Genomic DNA, 17,702 nt, shown 5'->3' with positions numbered 1-17,702 from the left:
CGGTTCTGAAAAATTTCTTCCGGTACGAAGAGGTTGCTTTGCCGGGGCTATTTGCCTTTGGGCGCTTTGGAAAAGCAGGGAAGAGGTTCGATGCCTGCAACACGGTGCGCGTGCTCTGGTCCCTGAAAACTCAAATATCCGGCGACCCGGTTCTCTAAATTGGAAAGCGTCGGATGATCAGACAGATGGCGCGATCATGAAACTTTTGATGCCCAAATCCTTTCAAAACGCAGCAGCTCCGCTTGCTGTCGTTAGTATGACTGAACACGCTGAATATTAACGGCTTTTTCGGTCGACTGAGGGAGCTCGGTCAATAGCTCAAGGAATGTGCGATTGACTGCATGATGCCGGTCGTGGCCGCTTCCAGGTTGTCGCCCTTGAGCACAATCAACGCCCCCTCGGCGCTCTCCCGGATGTCGAGAATGGTTGCGATTGGAGCTTTGGATGCAAAGCTCTCGCGATAAATCGGCAAGGTCGCTATCAGGAGGTCGGGAGCGCGAGAGAGTGTATCTGCGATCGCATCGGCGTTTGCTGTTTGAGCCAAGCGCACCGACATGGTGAAAGTATGCCCGCGCCACACAGGCACGCGAGCAGCGAATGCATCGATCGGGAAAGCACCTTCGAAAATGACAGACAGCTCTCTGGAAAGAGCTTTGGCCTCGCCCGGTAGATGACCGATGACCTGATCATGAATGAGGTGCGCCGGAAGGCCGGGAACATCGGCGCCGCTTATTGCCTGCAAAGCCGTGATGGTGACGCCTGTGACGCCATACCTCGCGTGCAAGTGATACAAGGGCACAGCGCACATGGCGGTCGTACAATTAGGCGTCGCCAGGTGACGTGTGGCCATATCGGGCTCTGTGACACCGGGCAGTCCCATTGAGACTTGCAGGCGGGCATGTTCACCATGCGTGACAACACGCGTACCCCGTTCGAGATGCTGTGCCTCTATCGCAGCACTTTCCTCACCATCAGGCAAGAAAGATAGCAAAACAGGTGCGAGTGCCGGCGCTTGTGGCGGCAGCAGCGGGGTGTCGTGAAAGAAATCGGCAATCTCGGGACCAACCAACCAGGTCGCGTCGGTCAGGTGCCTGCGGCTTGAGCCGGTCGCCAATGCATCGTGCAAACTCGCTACATGCAACGCCGGGTCTTGAGCAAGCCGGGCCAGGAGATGTTGTCCAAGCAGGCTTGTGGCGCCGGCAACGGAGACGGTTTTTGTTTCCATTTTCCAATCTCAAAAAATCCAAACTCGCTATTGAAAATGTTTTCAGAAGCATTTTAACATGTCAACTAACGTCAGTTGAGGTTTTATGTACGATCCCAGTTCCCCCATGTTGCGCCCTGCGGTCACCGGCGACGGTCCGCCAGCCCCTGAAGCCAAGGCAAGATTCGCTGAGGACCGCCTGCTCGATGCGGTGATCTGGTGCGAAATCGCTCCTGGTGAAATTGTCACTGAAGCGGATATGATGGAGCGCTTTGGCCTGACGCGTGCGGCAGCACGATCCGGACTCACCAGGTTGGGCTATGACGGTTGGGCGACGCCGCAACCGCGCACCGGCTGGTTGGTTCTTCCGGTAACAGGCTCGTTGATCGGCCAGGTCCTGGACGCAAGACGAATTGCAGAACCAGCTCTGGCGACTGCGGCAATCAGCAACGAAGTTCGTTCTGAATTGCAGGAAATCGCGAATATCCTCGATGTCCTGAAGACCCGGACCGAACAGGCTGCTTTGGTATCCTTCCGCCACTATGTCGACCGGGTTGACGGTCTGCTCCTCCAGGCCGTCAACTCGTTCACAGCTCGCCATTTGCGCAAGCTCTGGCATCACTCTGCCCGCATCACGCACTTTCTTGAAGACCCTGCTAGCGGTCAGTTGTTCCACCGAACAGATACCGACGCATTGATGCGGGCCGTTTTGTCCAATGACGCTGATGGCATCGCATCAGCGCGGGCAGCACTCATTAATGACCAGGAAGCGTTCTTCTTGCGTCGACTTTTGCACGATGAAACACCGTTGGCGATCGGCAAAGTTGTCTCCAGCGGCGCAATCAAAACACAAAAAACCACCACCAGTAGGAGAGAGTTATGAAGTACCTGTCAAAAAGCCTCTTGGGGGGGATTGCGCTGGCCGTGTTCGTGTCACCCGCGTTCGCTCGGGACATTACGATCGATCTTGCCGGTGAACCGTCTTCACTTGATCCGCACATGCAATGGAATCCGGATAGCTACTATGTCTACCGGAATATTTTCGACAACCTCGTGACAAGGAACAACGCGGGTGAAATCGTGCCGCAAATCGCAACGGATTGGGAGCAGAAATCGGACACCGAACTGCTGCTGACCATCCGTGAAGGTGTGACTTTCCACGACGGTTCTGCTTTGACGCCCGAAGACGTTGTCTACTCGGTCAAGCGGATTACCAACCCGGATTTCGGTTCTCCGCAACTAGGTCAGTTCAACCAGATTACCGACGCGAAAGTTGTTGGTGATAACCAGGTTTCCCTCACCACCGCAGGCGCTTACCCAGCTTTGATGGCCCAGTTGGTCAAATTGTCCATCGTTCCGCAGAAGGTCGTTGAAGAGGTTGGCGACGAGGCATTCAACACCAAACCAATCGGTTCCGGGCCATACAGCTTCGATAACTGGAAACGCGGTGTTTCAGTAACGCTCAAACAGAACGAGGACTATTGGGGCGCTGCAGGGCCGTTCGATACGGCTATTTTCCGGGCTGTCCCCGATGCCGCAACCCGTGTCGCCGATCTGCAGGCCGGAACAGCCGACCTTGTTGTCAGCATCGATGCTGACGCCGGGGCGCAACTGAGTTCCAACCCGAGTGTCAAGGTTCTGTCGGCTCCGACCGAACGCGTCGGTTATGTCGGCTTAAATCTCGACAAGCCGCCGTTCAACGATCCGGCAATGCGTGAAGCGGCAAGCCTTGCAATCGACCGGCTCGGTATCACCGAAGGCCTGCTCCAGGCGGGGGAAGTGCCCATGGCGCAGATGGCAAGCCCGGCGCATTTCGGTTACGACCCGGGCATCGCGCTGTTTGAATATGATCTCGAAAAAGCGAAAGAGATCACAGCGGCCAACCCGGACTTGGCTTCCACTCCCGCAGTTCTGGCCACCGCTCCCGTGTTCGACCAGCGGATCGTTCAGGCTATTCAGCAAATGCTCAATGATGCCGGTTTCAATGTCTCGATCAGCATGACTGACATGCCGACTTACCTGAACATTGTGCGCTCCGACCCTTCAGAGAACTCGGAGTTGAGCTTTGGGCGCTGGTCATGCGCCTGCCAGGATGCAGACGGGATTACCTATCCGACACTTCATTCGGACAGTGCCTGGTCTCGTGTGAATGTGCCCGAAATCGACGTCCTGCTGGAAGAGGCGCGTACCTCTCTGGATCCGGAAGTACGCAGGGCCGCCTATAGCAAAGTGCATCAGATGGTTCGTGAGAACCATTATCTGCTGCCGCTTTATCAGGCTGCTGTCCTGTATGGTGCGTCCGCTGATCTGGAGTTTGAACCGACCGCCAATGAAAGCATGTTCCTCAATCGCATGAGCATCGCCAACTGACATGCTTCGTTTCCTTCTGCTTCGCGGTGGTCAGGCCCTGATTGCAGCCTTCGGAGTTGTGACGCTGGTGTTTTTCATTCAGCGTCTCTCCGGAGATCCCACGACCCTGCTGCTGCCCGAAACCGCGACGCAAGCGGACATTGAGGCCATGCGTGCCACGCTTGGCCTCGACCGTCCGTTGTGGGTTCAATATTTCGACTTTCTCAGCGACATGGCACGCTTCGATCTCGGTCGCAGCTTTGTCCAGAACACCAGCGTCTGGGAGATAATTCTCAGTCGCATGCCGCAAACTCTCCAGTTGGCCGGCGGTGCGCTGACGGTCGCGCTTGTGATCGGATTGCCGCTCGGACTGATCATGGCTCTGACACGCGGCCGGTTCGTCTCCCGGCTGATTATGGGTCTTGTACTTGCTTTTCAATCCATGCCGACATTCTGGTCCGGGATCATGATGATCCTCTTTTTCGGTGTCTGGCTGCGATGGTTGCCACCATCAGGAACGGGGTCATTTGCTCACCTGATCATGCCATCGATTGCCTTGGGTCTGTTGTCGCTTGCGACCTATGCCAGGATCGCACGGGCAGCCATTGTCGATGAACTGGGCAAAGACTATGTGCGTTCGGCACGCGCGCGGGGCGTGGGGACAGGCCGTCTTGTGCACAAGCACCTTATGCGGAATTCGCTCATCCCGGTTGTCTCGATTACCGCACTGGAAGTATCGCAACTGCTTGCCGGGGCGGTCATCGTTGAAACCGTGTTTGCATGGCCCGGGCTGGGTCTGCTCATGGTTCAAAGTATTGCTGCACGCGACTTTCTCGTCGTGCAGGCCGTGGTTTTGCTGGGTGCGTTTGTGACTATCTCAACCAACCTGGCAGCGGACATCCTCTATTCTGTCATAGATCCTCGCGTGCGACTGGCAGATAATTCGTGAACCGATTTCCAAAACTGTCGACCGTTCTCGCATGGTGGCCGGCCTGGCTGCTGCTTGCACTGGTTGTCTGCGCGGTTTTTGCACCTTGGCTGGCTCCGTTCGACCCAGACCGCCAGAATCTGCTTGCGCGCCTGAAAGCACCCGGTTTCGACGCCCGGGGTGCAGTGTATCATCTTGGCTCGGACGAACTGGGCCGGGACGTCTTGTCTCGGCTTATCTACGGAGCGCAGGTCTCGATTTCAGTTGCCGTTCTTTCGGTGGCCCTGTCCGGTGTCGTCGGCGTTGCGGTTGGCATGGCTGCAGGGTACTTGCGCGGGTGGGTCGAAATCCTCTTGATGCGGCTCGTGGACATTTTTCTTTCAATTCCCGCGATACTCCTCGCGATCATCACGGTCGCTGTATTGGGGCCGGGATTCACAAATGTGGTCTTGGTTCTCGCTTTGACTCGTTGGCCGCGATACGCGCGGGTTGCCTACGGTCAGACATTAGCCATTGCGGGACAGCCTTACGTTACGCTCGCAAAATCCATGGGCGCAAGCACTCCCAGGGTTCTCATCTTGCATATTCTACCCAACATCGTCGGACCGTTGCTGGTCGTGGCGACACTGGAATTTGGCTTGATGGTGCTCTTCGAAGCGGGGTTGTCTTTCCTGGGCCTCGGTGTTCAGCCGCCAACGTCCAGCTGGGGATCGATGCTGTCAACGGGCCGCAATTATGTGGCTTCTGCTTGGTGGATCGCGACGTTCCCGGGGCTGGCTCTGTTCTTGCTCGTGTTGAGCGCCAACCTTATCGGCGACCGGCTTGGGGACCGAATTGGAAAGGGACGATAGATGGATTTCGGAAAGGAATTCAAAGGCAAGCGTGTGGTCGTGACCGGGGCAGCCGGTATCATGGGACGGGCTCTCGTGTCTCATTTTGCAGGAGCGGGGGCCGATGTGTGTGCAACGGACCGTGATACTCAAAATCTGAGCGGTTTCTGTGTGGCTGCAGACCTGACCAAAGATCAAGGCCTGCAAGCACTGCTGGATGCCGTGAGTGAGGAGTGGGGGGCGCCAGACATAGTCGTCAACAATGCGGCGATATACCCGTCCTCTTTTCTGCTGGATTTGGAAGTGGCCGACTGGGACCGGATCATGTCGGTGAATGTTCGCGCGCCCTTTGTACTGATGCGCGGATTTGCGCTGCAGATGATCGAAAAGGGTGTCGCCGGAACATTCATCAATATCTCTTCCGGTGCCGCGCGGAAAATGCGCCGCACTGCAGTCACCTATTGCATGTCGAAAACCGCTCTTGACCGAATGACAAAGGGATTTGCGCTGGAGCTTGCAGAGTACGGCATTCGGGTGAACTGTCTGGAACCGGGATTTGCCTCCGGCAGTACGGTTTCAGAACTCTCGCAGGAGCATATTGACCGGGTCATGGCGGCCATTCCGCTTGGTACGGAGACCGCAGCCGACGATATCGGCAACGCGGCCCTCTTTCTTGCCTCAACGGCTGCCAAAAATATCACCGGAACTTCACTGGCAGTCGATGGCGGCAATTCGGCTGGAACCATGGACGTCTATCAAACCAAGAAGAGTGCACTTTGATCTGGTCACCCCCAAAATACGACTGGCCGGAGCGAATCCGGGCTGCTGCCTGCTTCAGCGTCGATGTCGATGCCGTCGCGCCCTATCTCTGGCAGCACAGGACCGGCTTGCCGGATACACTGGCGGCTCTCGAGCATCGCAGATACGGTCTGCGCAGGGGATTGGCGCGGATCGTTTCAATGCTGGACGGGATCGGTGTCAAGGGCAGCTTTTTCGTACCCGGCATCGTAGCTGAAGAAAACCCGGATCTGTTGCCGGGATTGTGCGCGCGTGACCATGAAGTGGCGCTTCACGGATACTTTCACGAATTGGTATCTGAAATCTCTGATCAGCAGTTCACCGAAGCGCTTGAAGCCTCAATCGAGCTGTTTCGCAAACAGACTGGCCAAAAGCCTTCGGGGTTCCGTTCGCCGGCTTGGGAAATGACACCCCATATGCTCTCCGAATTGTCCCGCCATGAATTGTGGGACAGCAGCCTCATGGGAGATGATGTCCCTTACACAATCGACGGCGTGACGGAAATACCAGTGCGATGGGACAACGACGACGCGATTTTCTTCAAGTTTTTGCAAGCAGGAGACAAGTCGCCGCGTCCGGACGCTGAGGTTGTCGGCCAATGGCGTGATGATGCTCATGCGCAGATCAGAGACGGTGGCCTGTTTCATTTGACCATTCACGACTGGATCTCGGGACGACCGGCCCGTGTACAGGCATTGGAACATTTGTTCCGCTCGCTCGTTGAAGAGCAAAGCGTCTGGGTAACGACTTGCGGAGAGCTGGCAAAACACCATCAGTCTCAGGGAAACCAGCCGAACTATCCGCTCCCAGTCCTGTCTCCCATAGATAAAGGCAACACATGATGGATGCTCGCAGGCGCTCCGCTTACCTGTCTGCCGCACCGGTTTCTCAACAGACCTGGGCAGTGACCAAGCCGCAATTGGAAAGCAGCGGCGGGATCGTTGCAACTCAGCATTTTGAAGCCGCGCAAATTGGTGCCGACGTGTTGTCTTCCGGTGGAAACGCCATGGATGCTGCCATTGCGGCGGCTGTTGCGCTTTCTGTGGTCGAGCCGTGGCTATCCGGCCTGGGTGGCGGTGGATTTCTGCTTCACGCGGATGCTGCCGGCACGATCGAGACACTTGACTTCAACATGCGCGCGCCGGGAGCCACCGATCCTGCGGATTACCCGTTAGCGGGCGGAAACGGTGGCGACTGGTTCAATTGGCCAAGTGTCGTAAGCGATCGCAATCTGATCGGACCGATGTCCATTTGTGTTCCCGGTGCTGTGTGCGGCCTTGCGAAAGCCCTTGAGCGGCATGGGTCCATTAGCTGGGCCGAGGCGTTGGCTCCGACCATCGAACTTGCCGAGCGCGGAATGCGTGTGGACTGGTTCGCGGAACTGGCATTTGCGATTGATGCCCATGACCTTTCGCAAGATCCATATGCGCGCCAGCTTTTCGTGAACCCGGATTCGCGTGTTTCAAATCCGGTGGATGCGACTACGAAGTTTCTGCCAATGCCTCGCAAAGCTGCGATGCTGAGAACGCTTGCCAAACGCGGTGCAGATGACTTTTACCAAGGCGAAACGGCCGCCAAACTCATTGCGGACCTACGCGCCGCAGGATCAAAGATATCGCCGCAGGACCTGGCTGACTACCGAGCCGACTGGTCTGCGCCGGCGTCGTGTGTCTATCGCGACAGGACAGTACATACGATTGGAGGCTTGTCGGGTGGTCCAAGTCTACTGTCGACACTGGAGCATCTGTCAGACCACGAGCTGCGGTCCGCAACTGAGGCAACCTTTGCAGCGCATCATGCGGATGCAATTCGTCAAGTCTATGAAATCAGGCTCAAATCTCTTGGTCATGCTGCTGCGGCGAAGGATTGCACAAGCCACCTTTCGGTTGTCGACAAGGCGGGCAATATGGTCTCCCTGACCAATACTCTCTTGTCGCGTTTCGGTTCCAAAGTCGTGGCGCCATCCCTTGATCTGGTCATGAACAACGGAACAATGTGGTTCGATCCACGTCCGGGGCAGCCCAATTCCATTGCGGCGGGCGCTGCGCCCCTTGCGAACATGGCCCCGGTCATCACCACGCTTGATGGCAAACCGGATATCGCGATTGGTGCGGCGGGAGGCAGGCAGATTTTTCCGGCGATTGCCCAACTGCTGTCGCGGATCATCGACAAGAATGAAACACTTGAGACTGCGGTCCATGCGCCGCGTATTGATGCGAGCACACCAACCATTTTGGTGAATCGAAAAGCGGCTCCGGACACTGCGACCACAATCGCTGCGAAACACGCAGTCCAAATTACGGAAGACAGCCTTTATCCGGTTCAATTCGCTATTCCGACGCTGGTGCGCGCAGGGCATCACGGTGCCCCAAATGTGGGAGCTGTGCATCCGAACAATCCCTGGGCAGCGGTGCGCGCGGAGAACACCAAATGACCTTGCTTTCAATCGAAGACCTGGCGGTAAATGCGGGGGCTTTGTCGCTCGTCGACGGTGTGACGCTTGATGTTGGTGAAGGTGAAGTCGTTGCCTTGGTCGGGGAAAGCGGGTCCGGGAAATCGCTCACTGCATTGTCGATTATGGGGTTGCTGGGCGAAGGCTTGTCCATCGAACGCGGCCGGATAGAAATGGCCGGCACCAATCTTGCGGATTTATCGGGCGCGGATTTGGCAGAGCTCCGTGGCGCGGATCTGGCGATGATTTTTCAAGAACCGATCTCGTCCTTGAACCCGCTCGTTCCAGTTGGTGATCAAGTTGCCGAAAGCCTGATCGTCCATAAGCGTGCGAGCGCACCACAAGCTGCGGAACAGGCAGTCGACATGCTGCGCCGTGTTGGTATTCCTGAACCCGCCCGACGGGCGTCTCAATTGCCGACTGAGCTTTCCGGCGGTATGTGCCAGCGCGTCATGATCGCAGCAGCGTTGATTTCCAAACCAAGGCTGCTGATCGCCGACGAACCCACCACGGCTCTGGACGTGACTATCCAGGCGCAGATCCTCGACCTTATGAGCGTGCTGTCTGCGGATGTGGGGACCGCGATACTTCTCATTACCCATGACATGGGAGTTGTTGCCGAAATGGCCGACCGCGTCTGTGTCATGTATGGTGGCCGGATAGTGGAACAGGGATCAGTTCAGGAAATTTTCGCACGGCCGCGCCACCCGTACACCTCCATGTTGCTAAAAACGCTGCCCCGCCTCGATCAACCTCCGAAGGGAGAACTGTTTGCCATTCCCGGCAGCGTACCGAGCCCCCTGAACTGGCCGACTGGTTGCCGGTTCAGAACAAGATGCGATCGGTCGTCGCAAGCTTGCACCTCCCGTCCTATGCTGGAAGGTACCGATCATCGGACTGCTTGTTTTCATCCTGAAGGGGGGCATTGATGGCGTTGCTTTCAATCGAAGACCTGAAGGTCCACTACCCGGTTCGCACAGGTCAGCTGGGCACCCACAAAGGTGTGGTCAAAGCAGTAGACGGCGTGAGCCTGGAGATTGATGTCAACGAGACACTTGCAATCGTGGGGGAGAGTGGTTGCGGAAAGTCCACGATGGGAAACGCTGTGTTGGGCCTGGCGCCAACGACTGGCGGCAAGATTTCCTTTGAACAACGCGACCTGTCGACACTCGACCCGAGGCAGCGTCGCAGTGTCTGGCGGGATATGCAGGTAATCTTTCAAGACCCGGTGTCTGCGCTCAATCCGCGCCGCACGATTGCGCAATCAATTGCCGAGCCTCTGGTGATACACGGATATCCCAAAGCGGAGATTGCCGAGCGCGTCGATGAACTGATGTCCCTTGTCGGGTTGAATGAAGACCAACGTTCGCGGCGGCCGAAAGAGCTTTCGGGCGGACAGAGGCAACGTGTCGTCATTGCACGCGCCTTGGCGCTCAGTCCCAAGCTGGTGATTTGCGACGAACCGGTTTCCGCGCTGGATGTGTCAATTCAAAGCCAGATCTTGAACTTGCTCATTCGACTGCAGCGTGAGCTGAATCTGAGTTATCTTTTCATTGCCCATGACCTTTCGGTCGTCCGCCATATCGCTGATCGGGTCGCAGTGATGTATCTTGGCCTTGTTGTCGAAGAAGGCGCGACCGAACAAGTCTTTTCAAACCCTCAGCATCCCTATACGCAAGCCTTGCTGTCTGCGATCCCTGTTCCGGACCCCAATCGGCGACGCAAGAGGATTGTTTTGCAGGGTGAACTTCCCAGTCCGCTAAACCCACCCATCGGATGTCCTTTCGTTACCCGTTGTCCGATCGCCGTTGGTATGTGCGAAAAGAAAAGACCCGATCTTGCAAGCGCGGGAAACCTGCATCGCGTTCGCTGCCATTTGCAACAGGGTTCGAAGTGACCATAGCGCTAGCTGGCATTGCTCCTGCTCAGAGCAGCAGGGCGTCCGTGTGTCTTTCCGCCCAGCCACGCAGGTGTGTAACCGGATTGTGGCCGCTCGATGAACAAATCCCGTTTGAACTGTGCATTGCGTTGACAAGCTCCACAGAGTGCAGAGGCACTGACTTCCCCGCTGATGAGACATGGTGCCAGCGCAGAAAAGAAGGAAACGGCTTCGTTTCGGTGTTGCTTGCGTTTCATGATGATTTTTGCGTCGGCCACGATGGCATGAACCTGAGACTTCCACTTGGTCAGATCGGGGCGGACAACGGTAACATCTTGGTGCATCGAAAGTCTCATTAGACTTGGCTCACGGGCCAAGTCAGCGCACTGCGCCCATTCGGGGAACCTAACATCGCCAAGACCCAGTAGGTCTCACTTGCCGATCCACTTCAGGAATCTGTTGACGCACGCACCGGAGATGACAGCGTTGTTGCAACGCCAAATGAGGATGTGCGGGTTCTGGTCCGCAAAGACACGGAAGATCAGGACATTGTCGAACATGTCCCGAAGGCTGTCAGCGACGTAAAGACCGGCACCTGCCTTCAAGAGGAGGTCACTTTTGTCCTTGAGCGTGCTTGAAAAAGTCTATGAACGCCCGCAGGCGTGACAGCTTCTGAAGCTCCCGATTGAAATACAGAAAGAACCTCGGTCTGTCCGGTGTGAAACTGGCCAATACCTGCAATAAATGACCGCTTCTCAGTTCTTGCTCAACACCTGCTTTCAGCGACCATCCAATACCCAGTCCGCGTTGAGCAGCATCTATTACAGAGCGTAGGTCGTTCAGAACAAGGTGTCCTGCAACCTGAACAGTCTTCAGCTCTCCATTATCCAGAAACTCCCAGGGAGCAAAGTCTCCCGAACTTCTCTGCCGATAGCGGATGCAATTGTGTTTGAGGAGATCAAGAGGTTCGCGTGGTGTGCCGTGTTGCTCAAGATATGCCGGTGAAGCCACATATGCGCCGGACATTGGCTCGCTGATTGCCTTTGCGATCATCTGATCCTCCAAGAAATCACCGAGCCTGATTCCAGCATGAAAACCGCCTTTGGCGATATCGACCAGGTTCTCGTCAATGGACAGATCAAGTTCTATCTCCGGGTACTGATCTCGGAATTCGGCCAGGCGAGGAGCGAGCACCACCTCCCATGCACGAAAGGGCAGGGTGATGCGGAGGGAACCGGACAATTCGCCTGCATCAGATCGCACGGCTTCAATGGCGGCATCAGCCTCCGAAAGAACATGGTGTGTTTGAGCAAGAAGCTTTTGACCCGCATCGGTGAGAACGACCGAACGGGTGTTTCGCACAAACAATGCCGTGCCAATGTGATCTTCAAACTGTTTGAGCTGCTGGGATACAGCAGACGCCTGCACGCCAAGAACACCCGCTGCGGCGCGAAGTGTTCCTTGCTCTGCGATGGCATGAAACGTCCGTAATCCCAGAAGCCGCGCTCGATTCATTATGTTTTCCTGCTAACTACAGTATGAAGAATATACATTATTTTTAAACAATCGAAAGGTGCGTAGACTGGCTGGAAAAGCGAGTTTTCATGCCGAGTTCAAGCGCACCAGACCGCAGAATGGTCACGGGCATTGTCACAATTGTCTTGACCGTATTTGCCATGGCCCTGACTGATGCCTTCGTCAAATACGCCAGTTCAGACATGTCCTTGTGGCAGATATACGTGTGCAGGTCCTGTCTTGCACTGCCAGTCCTGGTAATCTTGGCAAAAGGACGCGTGCGCCCTTTGTCGGTTCAATGGGTCAGTTTGCGCAGCCTGTTGTTGGTCGCAATGTATCTTGCGATCTATGCCGCCATTCCTGTTCTTGACCTCTCGGTCATAGCGGCAACGCTTTATACCGGCCCACTGTTCATCGTTTTGCTCTCCTGGATCATCTTGAAAGAGCGGATCAAACCGGGACACTGGAGTGCTATCGGTCTCGGATTTGTCGGCGTCCTGTTTGTCGTTCAGCCGAATGGGCGCGACTTTACAGCTTTGTCGCTCATCCCGGTGATCGCAGCGGTCCTTTATGCCTCAGCGGCTGTGCTCACCCGGGCTAAATGTTCCGACGAGGCGCCACCAATACTCGCGATCAACCTCAACGTCGCACTCGTGACGTGCGGAGGCCTCATGTCCTGCACTCTTTGGCTGTTTCCGGTGCCGGGTTCCGGCAACTACCCCTTTCTATTGGGAGTGTGGTCGCCATTTGATGCAAGTACCCTCTGGGTTCTTATAGTCATGGCTGTGTTGATCATCGGGGTCACGATTGGGCTCGCGCGGGCGTATCAATCTCCGCGCCCGCAGGTTATTGCAGCCTTCGATTACGCCTACCTGATCTTTGCAGCATTTTGGGGATTTGTGTTCTTTGAAGAAATCCCGGACAAAACGACCATCGGGGGAATGGCGCTGATTGCCGTTGCCGGCATTCTGGTTCTCTGGGTTGATCGGCAAGAGGCATAAGCTCTGCGGCCGCGCGAACACAGGAGGCCAGCCCGATTGTCGCGGCTGCGCCGCCGATCCAAAAAAGCTTCCAATCCGGTCTTGTTCTAATCGCGCAGCCATACCCGCAAAAATCACGTGTGCTTTTAACCAGCGAAGAAGCCCGCGCCGGGACGCCACGGGATATCCGTCGAGCCATAGTCAACGCCCATGCTGTGCAAAGCTGTCGTGACCTGGCTTCGATGATGGGTTTGGTGATTGAAGATCTGTGCAATCATCACCCAGCGCGGTATGGCGGGTATGTCGTCCCCTTGCGAATCCTGTTTGGTGGTTTTTCCTGCCAACCATGCCTCGGTCCAATCGCGTGCGCCCGCCGCGAGTTGATCGTCCTGCTCCAGACGAGCGAGCTTCAGATCTTCCCAATCAGGCCAAGCCACATGACCCTTCGGATTGCGTTCCGGCAAGGTCCCATGGAGGAATGTCAGGATCCTGTGATTGACCACACAAATATGGTCCAGTGTCTTATGGATCGACCCAAAAAATAGCCCCCGATCCCGGTTACGTTCGTCATGGCCAATATCGTCACAAAGCTGAAAGACGACGTCGTTTTGCCAGCGGGTATAGGTGGCCATCTCTTTAATGTAGTCATTTGTGATCATGATGCTTTTCTTTCAATCGTTTAATTGTCGCCAATGGTGAAGACACGCGTTGGCAACTCGCCATCTCATGAATTCAACCGAAGACTGGATTAATCTGTCGGGGTGTCGCTATCGGCCATCTTCAGAGCGATTAGGCTCTTTGCTGTCTTGGCTGCAGCCAATGCGTAGTCTGGATCTCTGTGGATCAGCATTGTCGAAAACGCCCCCTCCATCAGCAGCACAATGCTGCGGGCAGTTTGCTCGGGGTGCTGGAGACCCGCATCCTCGTATTTTTCTGCCAGCCAGCCTTCAAATTTCTTTTTGTGGCCAGCACCAACGACGACTGCCGGGTGACCCGGCATGCTGGCAAGTTCCGCAGCGGTTCTGATAAAGCCACACCCCCTCCACTTGGGATGACGGGCACTCTCTGCCACACGCAGGAAGATCTCGGCGGTTTTGTCAGCCAAGCTGCCCTCGCACTCATCAAACCAGCTGGCAAACGCTATCAGGTTGGGGTGATCACGTGACTCCAGATATCCGGTTATGAGATCGTCCTTGCTCTTGAAATGATAGTAGAGCGTTTTTTTGGTGATGCCTGCCTGCTCGGCCACGGCATCGACACTGACGGCACGAATACCCTCCTTGTAGAAGAGCTTGTTGGCCGCATCCAAAATGCGATCTCTCGTCGGCTTTCCGGGTTGCACGCTCATGTATACTCCTTAGTGAGTGTACCTATGAGCGCATTCCCCGTAGCTTTAGTCAAGCTTAAGTGACTGGAGAAAAAAATGATGCAAAACAGTGTCCTAATCGAGATCAGGAATCGCGTGGCTCTTCTGACCTTAAACAGGCCGGAGAAGCTGAACGCACTGAATTATCAAACCAATGACCGCCTCTTGGAACTTCTGGATAAGATCGAAGACAACGATGACATCGGCGCTGTTATTCTAACCGGGGCAGGGGATCGGGCCTTCTCTGCTGGGGGCGATATTCACGAGTTTACGGCAAGCATAAAAGAAGGTGTCGATGTTGCGGTGAAGGAGTTCTGCAAGCGCGGTCAAACCATGACGGCGAGACTGGAATCCTATCCAAAACCCATACTGGCGGCCGTCAACGGAATTGCCTTTGGAGGCGGCTGCGAAATCACCGAGGCCGTCCACCTGGCTGTCGCCTCGGATCAGGCAGAATTTGCCAAACCGGAAATCAACATCGGCATTCCACCAACATTCGGCGGTACCCAGAGGTTGCCGCGTTTGGCGGGTCGGAAACGGGCTTTGGAGTTGCTCCTGACCGGCGACAGGTTCTCGGCTCAGCGCGCATACGAGCTCGGATTGGTGAACCAGGTTGTTCCGCACGACAAGCTGCTTCCTGCTGCATTTGAACTGGCAGAACGTATTCTCCGGCATTCACCTCTCGCCGCGTCGAGAATTATCTCGGCCGTCACCAGAGGGATCAATACGACGATTGAAGAAGGCCTCCTGATTGAACGGGAACAGTTCGCGCGCATGGCTGCGACACAGGACGTCCTGGAAGGCCTCGATGCCTGGATTGCCCGCAGGGCGCCGATCTATCAAGGGGCCTGACGATGGAAGTTTATACCAGTTTCGACAAGGCAACCTGGCAAGCGTTCAAATCCTTCGATCGCGAGGGACCAATTCAAATGCTGAACTTGATAAAACTGCGGGACAAGGCCGAGTATTCCGCTGGATTCGATACCTCCGGAGAAAGGGCCTATGCGGAATACAGCCGACTGAGCGCACCGGTTTTGAAACGTGTCGGCGGCCGCATTGTCTGGCGGGGCGCCTTTGAACTCATGATGATTGGCCCGCAATCGGAGAGCTGGGACATCTGCTTTGTTGCCGAATATCCTTCTGTCTTCGCCTTCATCGAGATGATACGCGACCCAGCCTACCAAGAAGCTTCGGACCACAGGACAGCCGCTGTCGCGGACAGCAGACTGGTCCGGTTGGCTGCGCAGGACTCTGGCGAACAATTCTACGAATGATACGCCCGTGGCCTCGAGGTGTCCGACAGGAGAAGGATCATCAGGTCATCGGCAGGAGCCGACTGTACGAAACCAACGAATAACAAAAGGTGGCAAGTTTGATCGCTGTAATCTTTGAATCCTGGCCTAAAGACGGTCGTGGCGAGACCTATCTCGACATGGGCCGGAAGATGAACTTATTGGTAGAAGGGTTCGATGGATTCGTCTCGATTGAGCGTTTCGAAAGCGTCGTAGAACCAGGCAAATTCGTTGCCATCTCCTACTGGCGAGATGAACAAGCGGTGGCTTCATGGCGCAACGTCGCAGAACACCGGAAAGTTCAGGATGGCAGCCGCAGGACCGTTTTCGACAACTATTGTCTGCGCGTTGCAAAGGTCATCCGTGACTACGGTATGCGTGAGAGGGCCGACGCTCCGAAAGACAGTCTGGAGGCTCACGACGCTGTCAGCAGATAGTGCCCGATATCCATTCGAACTGATTGAATTTGGTTCCTTGATCTAAACCATACTCGAGGTCTTATGCTGGTTTTGAATCTCACTTGGAGACTTTATTGACCACGCAAAACTTGCCTGTTTCCGTGTTAATTCTTGGATTGGTTTGGGGACTGAACTTCTCTCTCATGAAGTTCGCAGCCCTCTCAGGCATACCATTTGCACTTCTGGCGACGATGACAATATTCGGAAACCTGGTGATCTTCACCGGCTTCTGCCTTCTGTTCACCGGCCGTCTCCGCCTTGCAAGGACAGCGGTCGCGTTTTTCCTGGCTTGTGGGATCCTGGGTTATCTCCTTCCATTTTTCATGGAGCTTTTTGCTGCACCACGGATCTGGGCAAGCACCCTTGCACTCCTGGTCGCTTTGACGCCAATCATGACGTTGCTAATCGCAGGCGTATCACGAACGGAACGCATCACCCTACGAAGGACGATGGGTATTCTCCTCGGATTTCTGGCGATCCTGCCAATTGTCTTGCGTGACCCGAGCACTCTGAACACCGCACTCGATGCTGGCCTGCTGATTGGCCTGGGTGTTCCTCTCGTCTACGCGATCTATCACACCGTGATCGCCCGGTTCTGGCCACCGGACTTACATGATTTTGAAGTTGCGCTTGGGGAGACAGCGGCAGCGACGCTTTTGATGATACCCATCTATCTGCAATCAACCACGTCCGGTGACATCCCGGAAAACATTTCCTGGTCTTCATATTGGATCGTTGGCGCCTTGCTTGCGTTCTCCGCCTTGGAGGTCTGGCTGTATTTTCGGATCATGCGTGTAGGTGGGGCAGTTTATGTGTCTCAGTCCGGATATATTGCCGTGATAGCCGGTATCTTTTGGGGGGCGATCTTCTTCGACGAAGACATCAGCTGGTGGTTGCTGATGAGCCTTTTCATGATCCTGATCGCATTGTGGTTTGTTGCTCACACAAAGAAGGAGGAGGGCTGACCGATGATTGAACAAACGACCCTTCTTCTCTTCCTGGCAACCGTGACCGTTTTCATTGTGACGCCCGGGCCAAACATGATCTTCTGCGTGGCCAGATCGATTGCAGCCGGACCAAAGGCTGGAATTCTCAGCCTTGTTGGCGTCTGCATCGGACTGGCCGTTCACGCCACAGCTGCTGGTTTGGGTTTGTCCAAACTCTTCACGTACTTTCCCATTGGTTACGATATTCTCAAAGTCGGCGGGGCTTTCTATCTGCTATGGCTGGCATGGCAAACTTACCGGAGCTCGGACGGTCTTGCTGATGAGTTCGACTTTCAATCCGCCGATCCATCTGCCTACCGACACCGGTCCTTTGTTTTCATTGCTCAAGGCGCACTCAATGCGCTGCTCAGCCCCAAGGCCGTGTTCTTCTACCTGGTCCTGTTCCCGCAGTTTCTAAACCCGGAACAAGGAAGCATATTGGCGCAAAGTCTGGTGCTGATCAGCATCATCAACATGATCAACTTTTGCGTCATCGCTGGTCTGTGCATTGCGGCTGGTCGGACCAGAGAATGGCTTGTCGGAAACCCTCGTGTCATCGCGTTGCAGCGAAAGATTGTTTCCGTGGTTTTCGTTGGTCTCGCACTTCGTGTGGTGACAACCAGGACGCCGGCATAACCGTTGTCAGATCCCAGAAGCTGAACCCG

General features: G+C 55.5%; 21 protein-coding genes. 15 read left to right on the top strand and 6 right to left on the bottom strand.

The features are described from left to right. Positions 1 to 310: 310 nt before the first annotated feature. Positions 311 to 1,225, bottom strand: a complete 915-nt coding sequence (locus tag ABVF61_RS07275; protein ID WP_353992848.1) for a hypothetical protein — start codon at positions 1,223 to 1,225, stop codon at positions 311 to 313. A gap of 85 nt (positions 1,226 to 1,310) precedes the next feature. Between ABVF61_RS07275 and ABVF61_RS07270 the strand changes: the two genes are divergently transcribed. The 9 genes from ABVF61_RS07270 to ABVF61_RS07230 are packed head-to-tail and all read left to right on the top strand — an operon-like array spanning position 1,311 to position 10,458. Continuing rightward, a complete protein-coding gene (locus tag ABVF61_RS07270) occupies positions 1,311 to 2,087 on the top strand; it encodes a GntR family transcriptional regulator (RefSeq protein ID WP_353992847.1) in 777 nt (258 codons plus the stop codon). Beyond that, complete coding sequence (locus ABVF61_RS07265; RefSeq protein ID WP_353992846.1) at positions 2,084 to 3,574, top strand: ABC transporter substrate-binding protein; 1,491 nt, start codon at positions 2,084 to 2,086, stop codon at positions 3,572 to 3,574. Before ABVF61_RS07270 ends, ABVF61_RS07265 begins: the two co-directional genes overlap by 4 nt. 1 nt (position 3,575) lies before the next feature. Then, a complete protein-coding gene (locus tag ABVF61_RS07260; RefSeq protein WP_353992845.1) occupies positions 3,576 to 4,502 on the top strand; it encodes an ABC transporter permease in 927 nt (308 codons plus the stop codon). Further along, entirely contained in the window at positions 4,499 to 5,332 is an 834-nt protein-coding gene (locus tag ABVF61_RS07255; RefSeq protein ID WP_353992844.1) for an ABC transporter permease, read from the top strand. Before ABVF61_RS07260 ends, ABVF61_RS07255 begins: the two co-directional genes overlap by 4 nt. Next, on the top strand, positions 5,333 to 6,091 hold the full coding sequence (locus ABVF61_RS07250; protein ID WP_353992843.1) for an SDR family NAD(P)-dependent oxidoreductase: 759 nt from the start codon (positions 5,333 to 5,335) through the stop codon (positions 6,089 to 6,091). It abuts the gene before it with no gap. Further along, on the top strand, positions 6,088 to 6,951 hold the full coding sequence (locus ABVF61_RS07245; protein ID WP_353992842.1) for a polysaccharide deacetylase family protein: 864 nt from the start codon (positions 6,088 to 6,090) through the stop codon (positions 6,949 to 6,951). The genes ABVF61_RS07250 and ABVF61_RS07245 overlap by 4 nt, the downstream gene beginning before the upstream one ends. Continuing rightward, positions 6,948 to 8,543: a gamma-glutamyltransferase gene (locus ABVF61_RS07240; RefSeq protein ID WP_353992841.1), complete on the top strand. Its 1,596-nt coding sequence runs from the start codon at positions 6,948 to 6,950 to the stop codon at positions 8,541 to 8,543. The genes ABVF61_RS07245 and ABVF61_RS07240 overlap by 4 nt, the downstream gene beginning before the upstream one ends. Continuing rightward, entirely contained in the window at positions 8,540 to 9,490 is a 951-nt protein-coding gene (locus ABVF61_RS07235; RefSeq protein WP_353992840.1) for an ABC transporter ATP-binding protein, read from the top strand. Before ABVF61_RS07240 ends, ABVF61_RS07235 begins: the two co-directional genes overlap by 4 nt. Further along, the gene (locus tag ABVF61_RS07230; protein ID WP_353992839.1) at positions 9,490 to 10,458 is read left to right on the top strand and encodes an ABC transporter ATP-binding protein; all 969 of its coding nucleotides are present in this window, start codon (positions 9,490 to 9,492) and stop codon (positions 10,456 to 10,458) included. Before ABVF61_RS07235 ends, ABVF61_RS07230 begins: the two co-directional genes overlap by 1 nt. Before the next feature lie 8 nt (positions 10,459 to 10,466). On the opposite strand, the gene ABVF61_RS07225 is transcribed toward ABVF61_RS07230, so the two are convergent. From ABVF61_RS07225 to ABVF61_RS07215, 3 genes are all read right to left on the bottom strand, one after another. Next, the gene (locus ABVF61_RS07225) at positions 10,467 to 10,784 is read right to left on the bottom strand and encodes a hypothetical protein (RefSeq protein WP_353992838.1); all 318 of its coding nucleotides are present in this window, start codon (positions 10,782 to 10,784) and stop codon (positions 10,467 to 10,469) included. 87 nt (positions 10,785 to 10,871) lie between these two features. Next, positions 10,872 to 11,045, bottom strand: a complete 174-nt coding sequence (locus tag ABVF61_RS07220) for a hypothetical protein (protein WP_353992837.1) — start codon at positions 11,043 to 11,045, stop codon at positions 10,872 to 10,874. 7 nt (positions 11,046 to 11,052) lie between these two features. After that, positions 11,053 to 11,955 carry a LysR substrate-binding domain-containing protein gene (locus ABVF61_RS07215; RefSeq protein ID WP_353992836.1) on the bottom strand — a complete coding sequence of 301 codons (903 nt, stop codon included), beginning with the start codon at positions 11,953 to 11,955 and terminating at the stop codon, positions 11,053 to 11,055. Positions 11,956 to 12,044: 89 nt separating this feature from the next. Here ABVF61_RS07215 and ABVF61_RS07210 point away from each other — a divergent pair, with 89 nt between their 5' ends. Then, positions 12,045 to 12,956: a DMT family transporter gene (locus ABVF61_RS07210; RefSeq protein ID WP_353992835.1), complete on the top strand. Its 912-nt coding sequence runs from the start codon at positions 12,045 to 12,047 to the stop codon at positions 12,954 to 12,956. 125 nt (positions 12,957 to 13,081) lie between these two features. Here the strand turns inward: ABVF61_RS07210 and ABVF61_RS07205 are convergent, their stop codons facing one another. Continuing rightward, positions 13,082 to 13,594 (bottom strand): DinB family protein, encoded by a 513-nt coding sequence (locus tag ABVF61_RS07205; protein ID WP_353992834.1) that lies wholly within the window; start codon positions 13,592 to 13,594, stop codon positions 13,082 to 13,084. 89 nt (positions 13,595 to 13,683) lie between these two features. After that, positions 13,684 to 14,283, bottom strand: coding sequence for a TetR/AcrR family transcriptional regulator (locus ABVF61_RS07200; RefSeq protein ID WP_353992833.1), 600 nt, complete (start codon positions 14,281 to 14,283; stop codon positions 13,684 to 13,686). A 78-nt stretch (positions 14,284 to 14,361) separates the two neighbouring features. On the opposite strand from ABVF61_RS07200, the gene ABVF61_RS07195 reads away from it, so the two are divergent. The 5 genes from ABVF61_RS07195 (at position 14,362) to ABVF61_RS07175 (ending at position 17,673) form a co-directional block, all read left to right on the top strand. Then, the gene (locus tag ABVF61_RS07195) at positions 14,362 to 15,153 is read left to right on the top strand and encodes a crotonase/enoyl-CoA hydratase family protein (protein ID WP_353993683.1); all 792 of its coding nucleotides are present in this window, start codon (positions 14,362 to 14,364) and stop codon (positions 15,151 to 15,153) included. A 2-nt stretch (positions 15,154 to 15,155) separates the two neighbouring features. Continuing rightward, complete coding sequence (locus tag ABVF61_RS07190) at positions 15,156 to 15,575, top strand: DUF1330 domain-containing protein (protein ID WP_353992832.1); 420 nt, start codon at positions 15,156 to 15,158, stop codon at positions 15,573 to 15,575. Between the two features lie 98 nt (positions 15,576 to 15,673). After that, positions 15,674 to 16,030 carry an antibiotic biosynthesis monooxygenase family protein gene (locus ABVF61_RS07185; RefSeq protein ID WP_353992831.1) on the top strand — a complete coding sequence of 119 codons (357 nt, stop codon included), beginning with the start codon at positions 15,674 to 15,676 and terminating at the stop codon, positions 16,028 to 16,030. A 95-nt stretch (positions 16,031 to 16,125) separates the two neighbouring features. After that, positions 16,126 to 17,016, top strand: coding sequence for a DMT family transporter (locus tag ABVF61_RS07180; RefSeq protein WP_353992830.1), 891 nt, complete (start codon positions 16,126 to 16,128; stop codon positions 17,014 to 17,016). Positions 17,017 to 17,019: 3 nt separating this feature from the next. Then, on the top strand, positions 17,020 to 17,673 hold the full coding sequence (locus ABVF61_RS07175; RefSeq protein WP_353992829.1) for a LysE family translocator: 654 nt from the start codon (positions 17,020 to 17,022) through the stop codon (positions 17,671 to 17,673). The last annotated feature ends 29 nt before the right edge of the window (positions 17,674 to 17,702 follow it).

This window comes from Roseibium sp. HPY-6, from assembly GCF_040530035.1.
GTDB lineage: Bacteria > Pseudomonadota > Alphaproteobacteria > Rhizobiales > Stappiaceae > Roseibium.
Note: the sequence above shows the minus strand (reverse complement) of the source record. Positions and strands in the feature narration are given on the sequence as shown.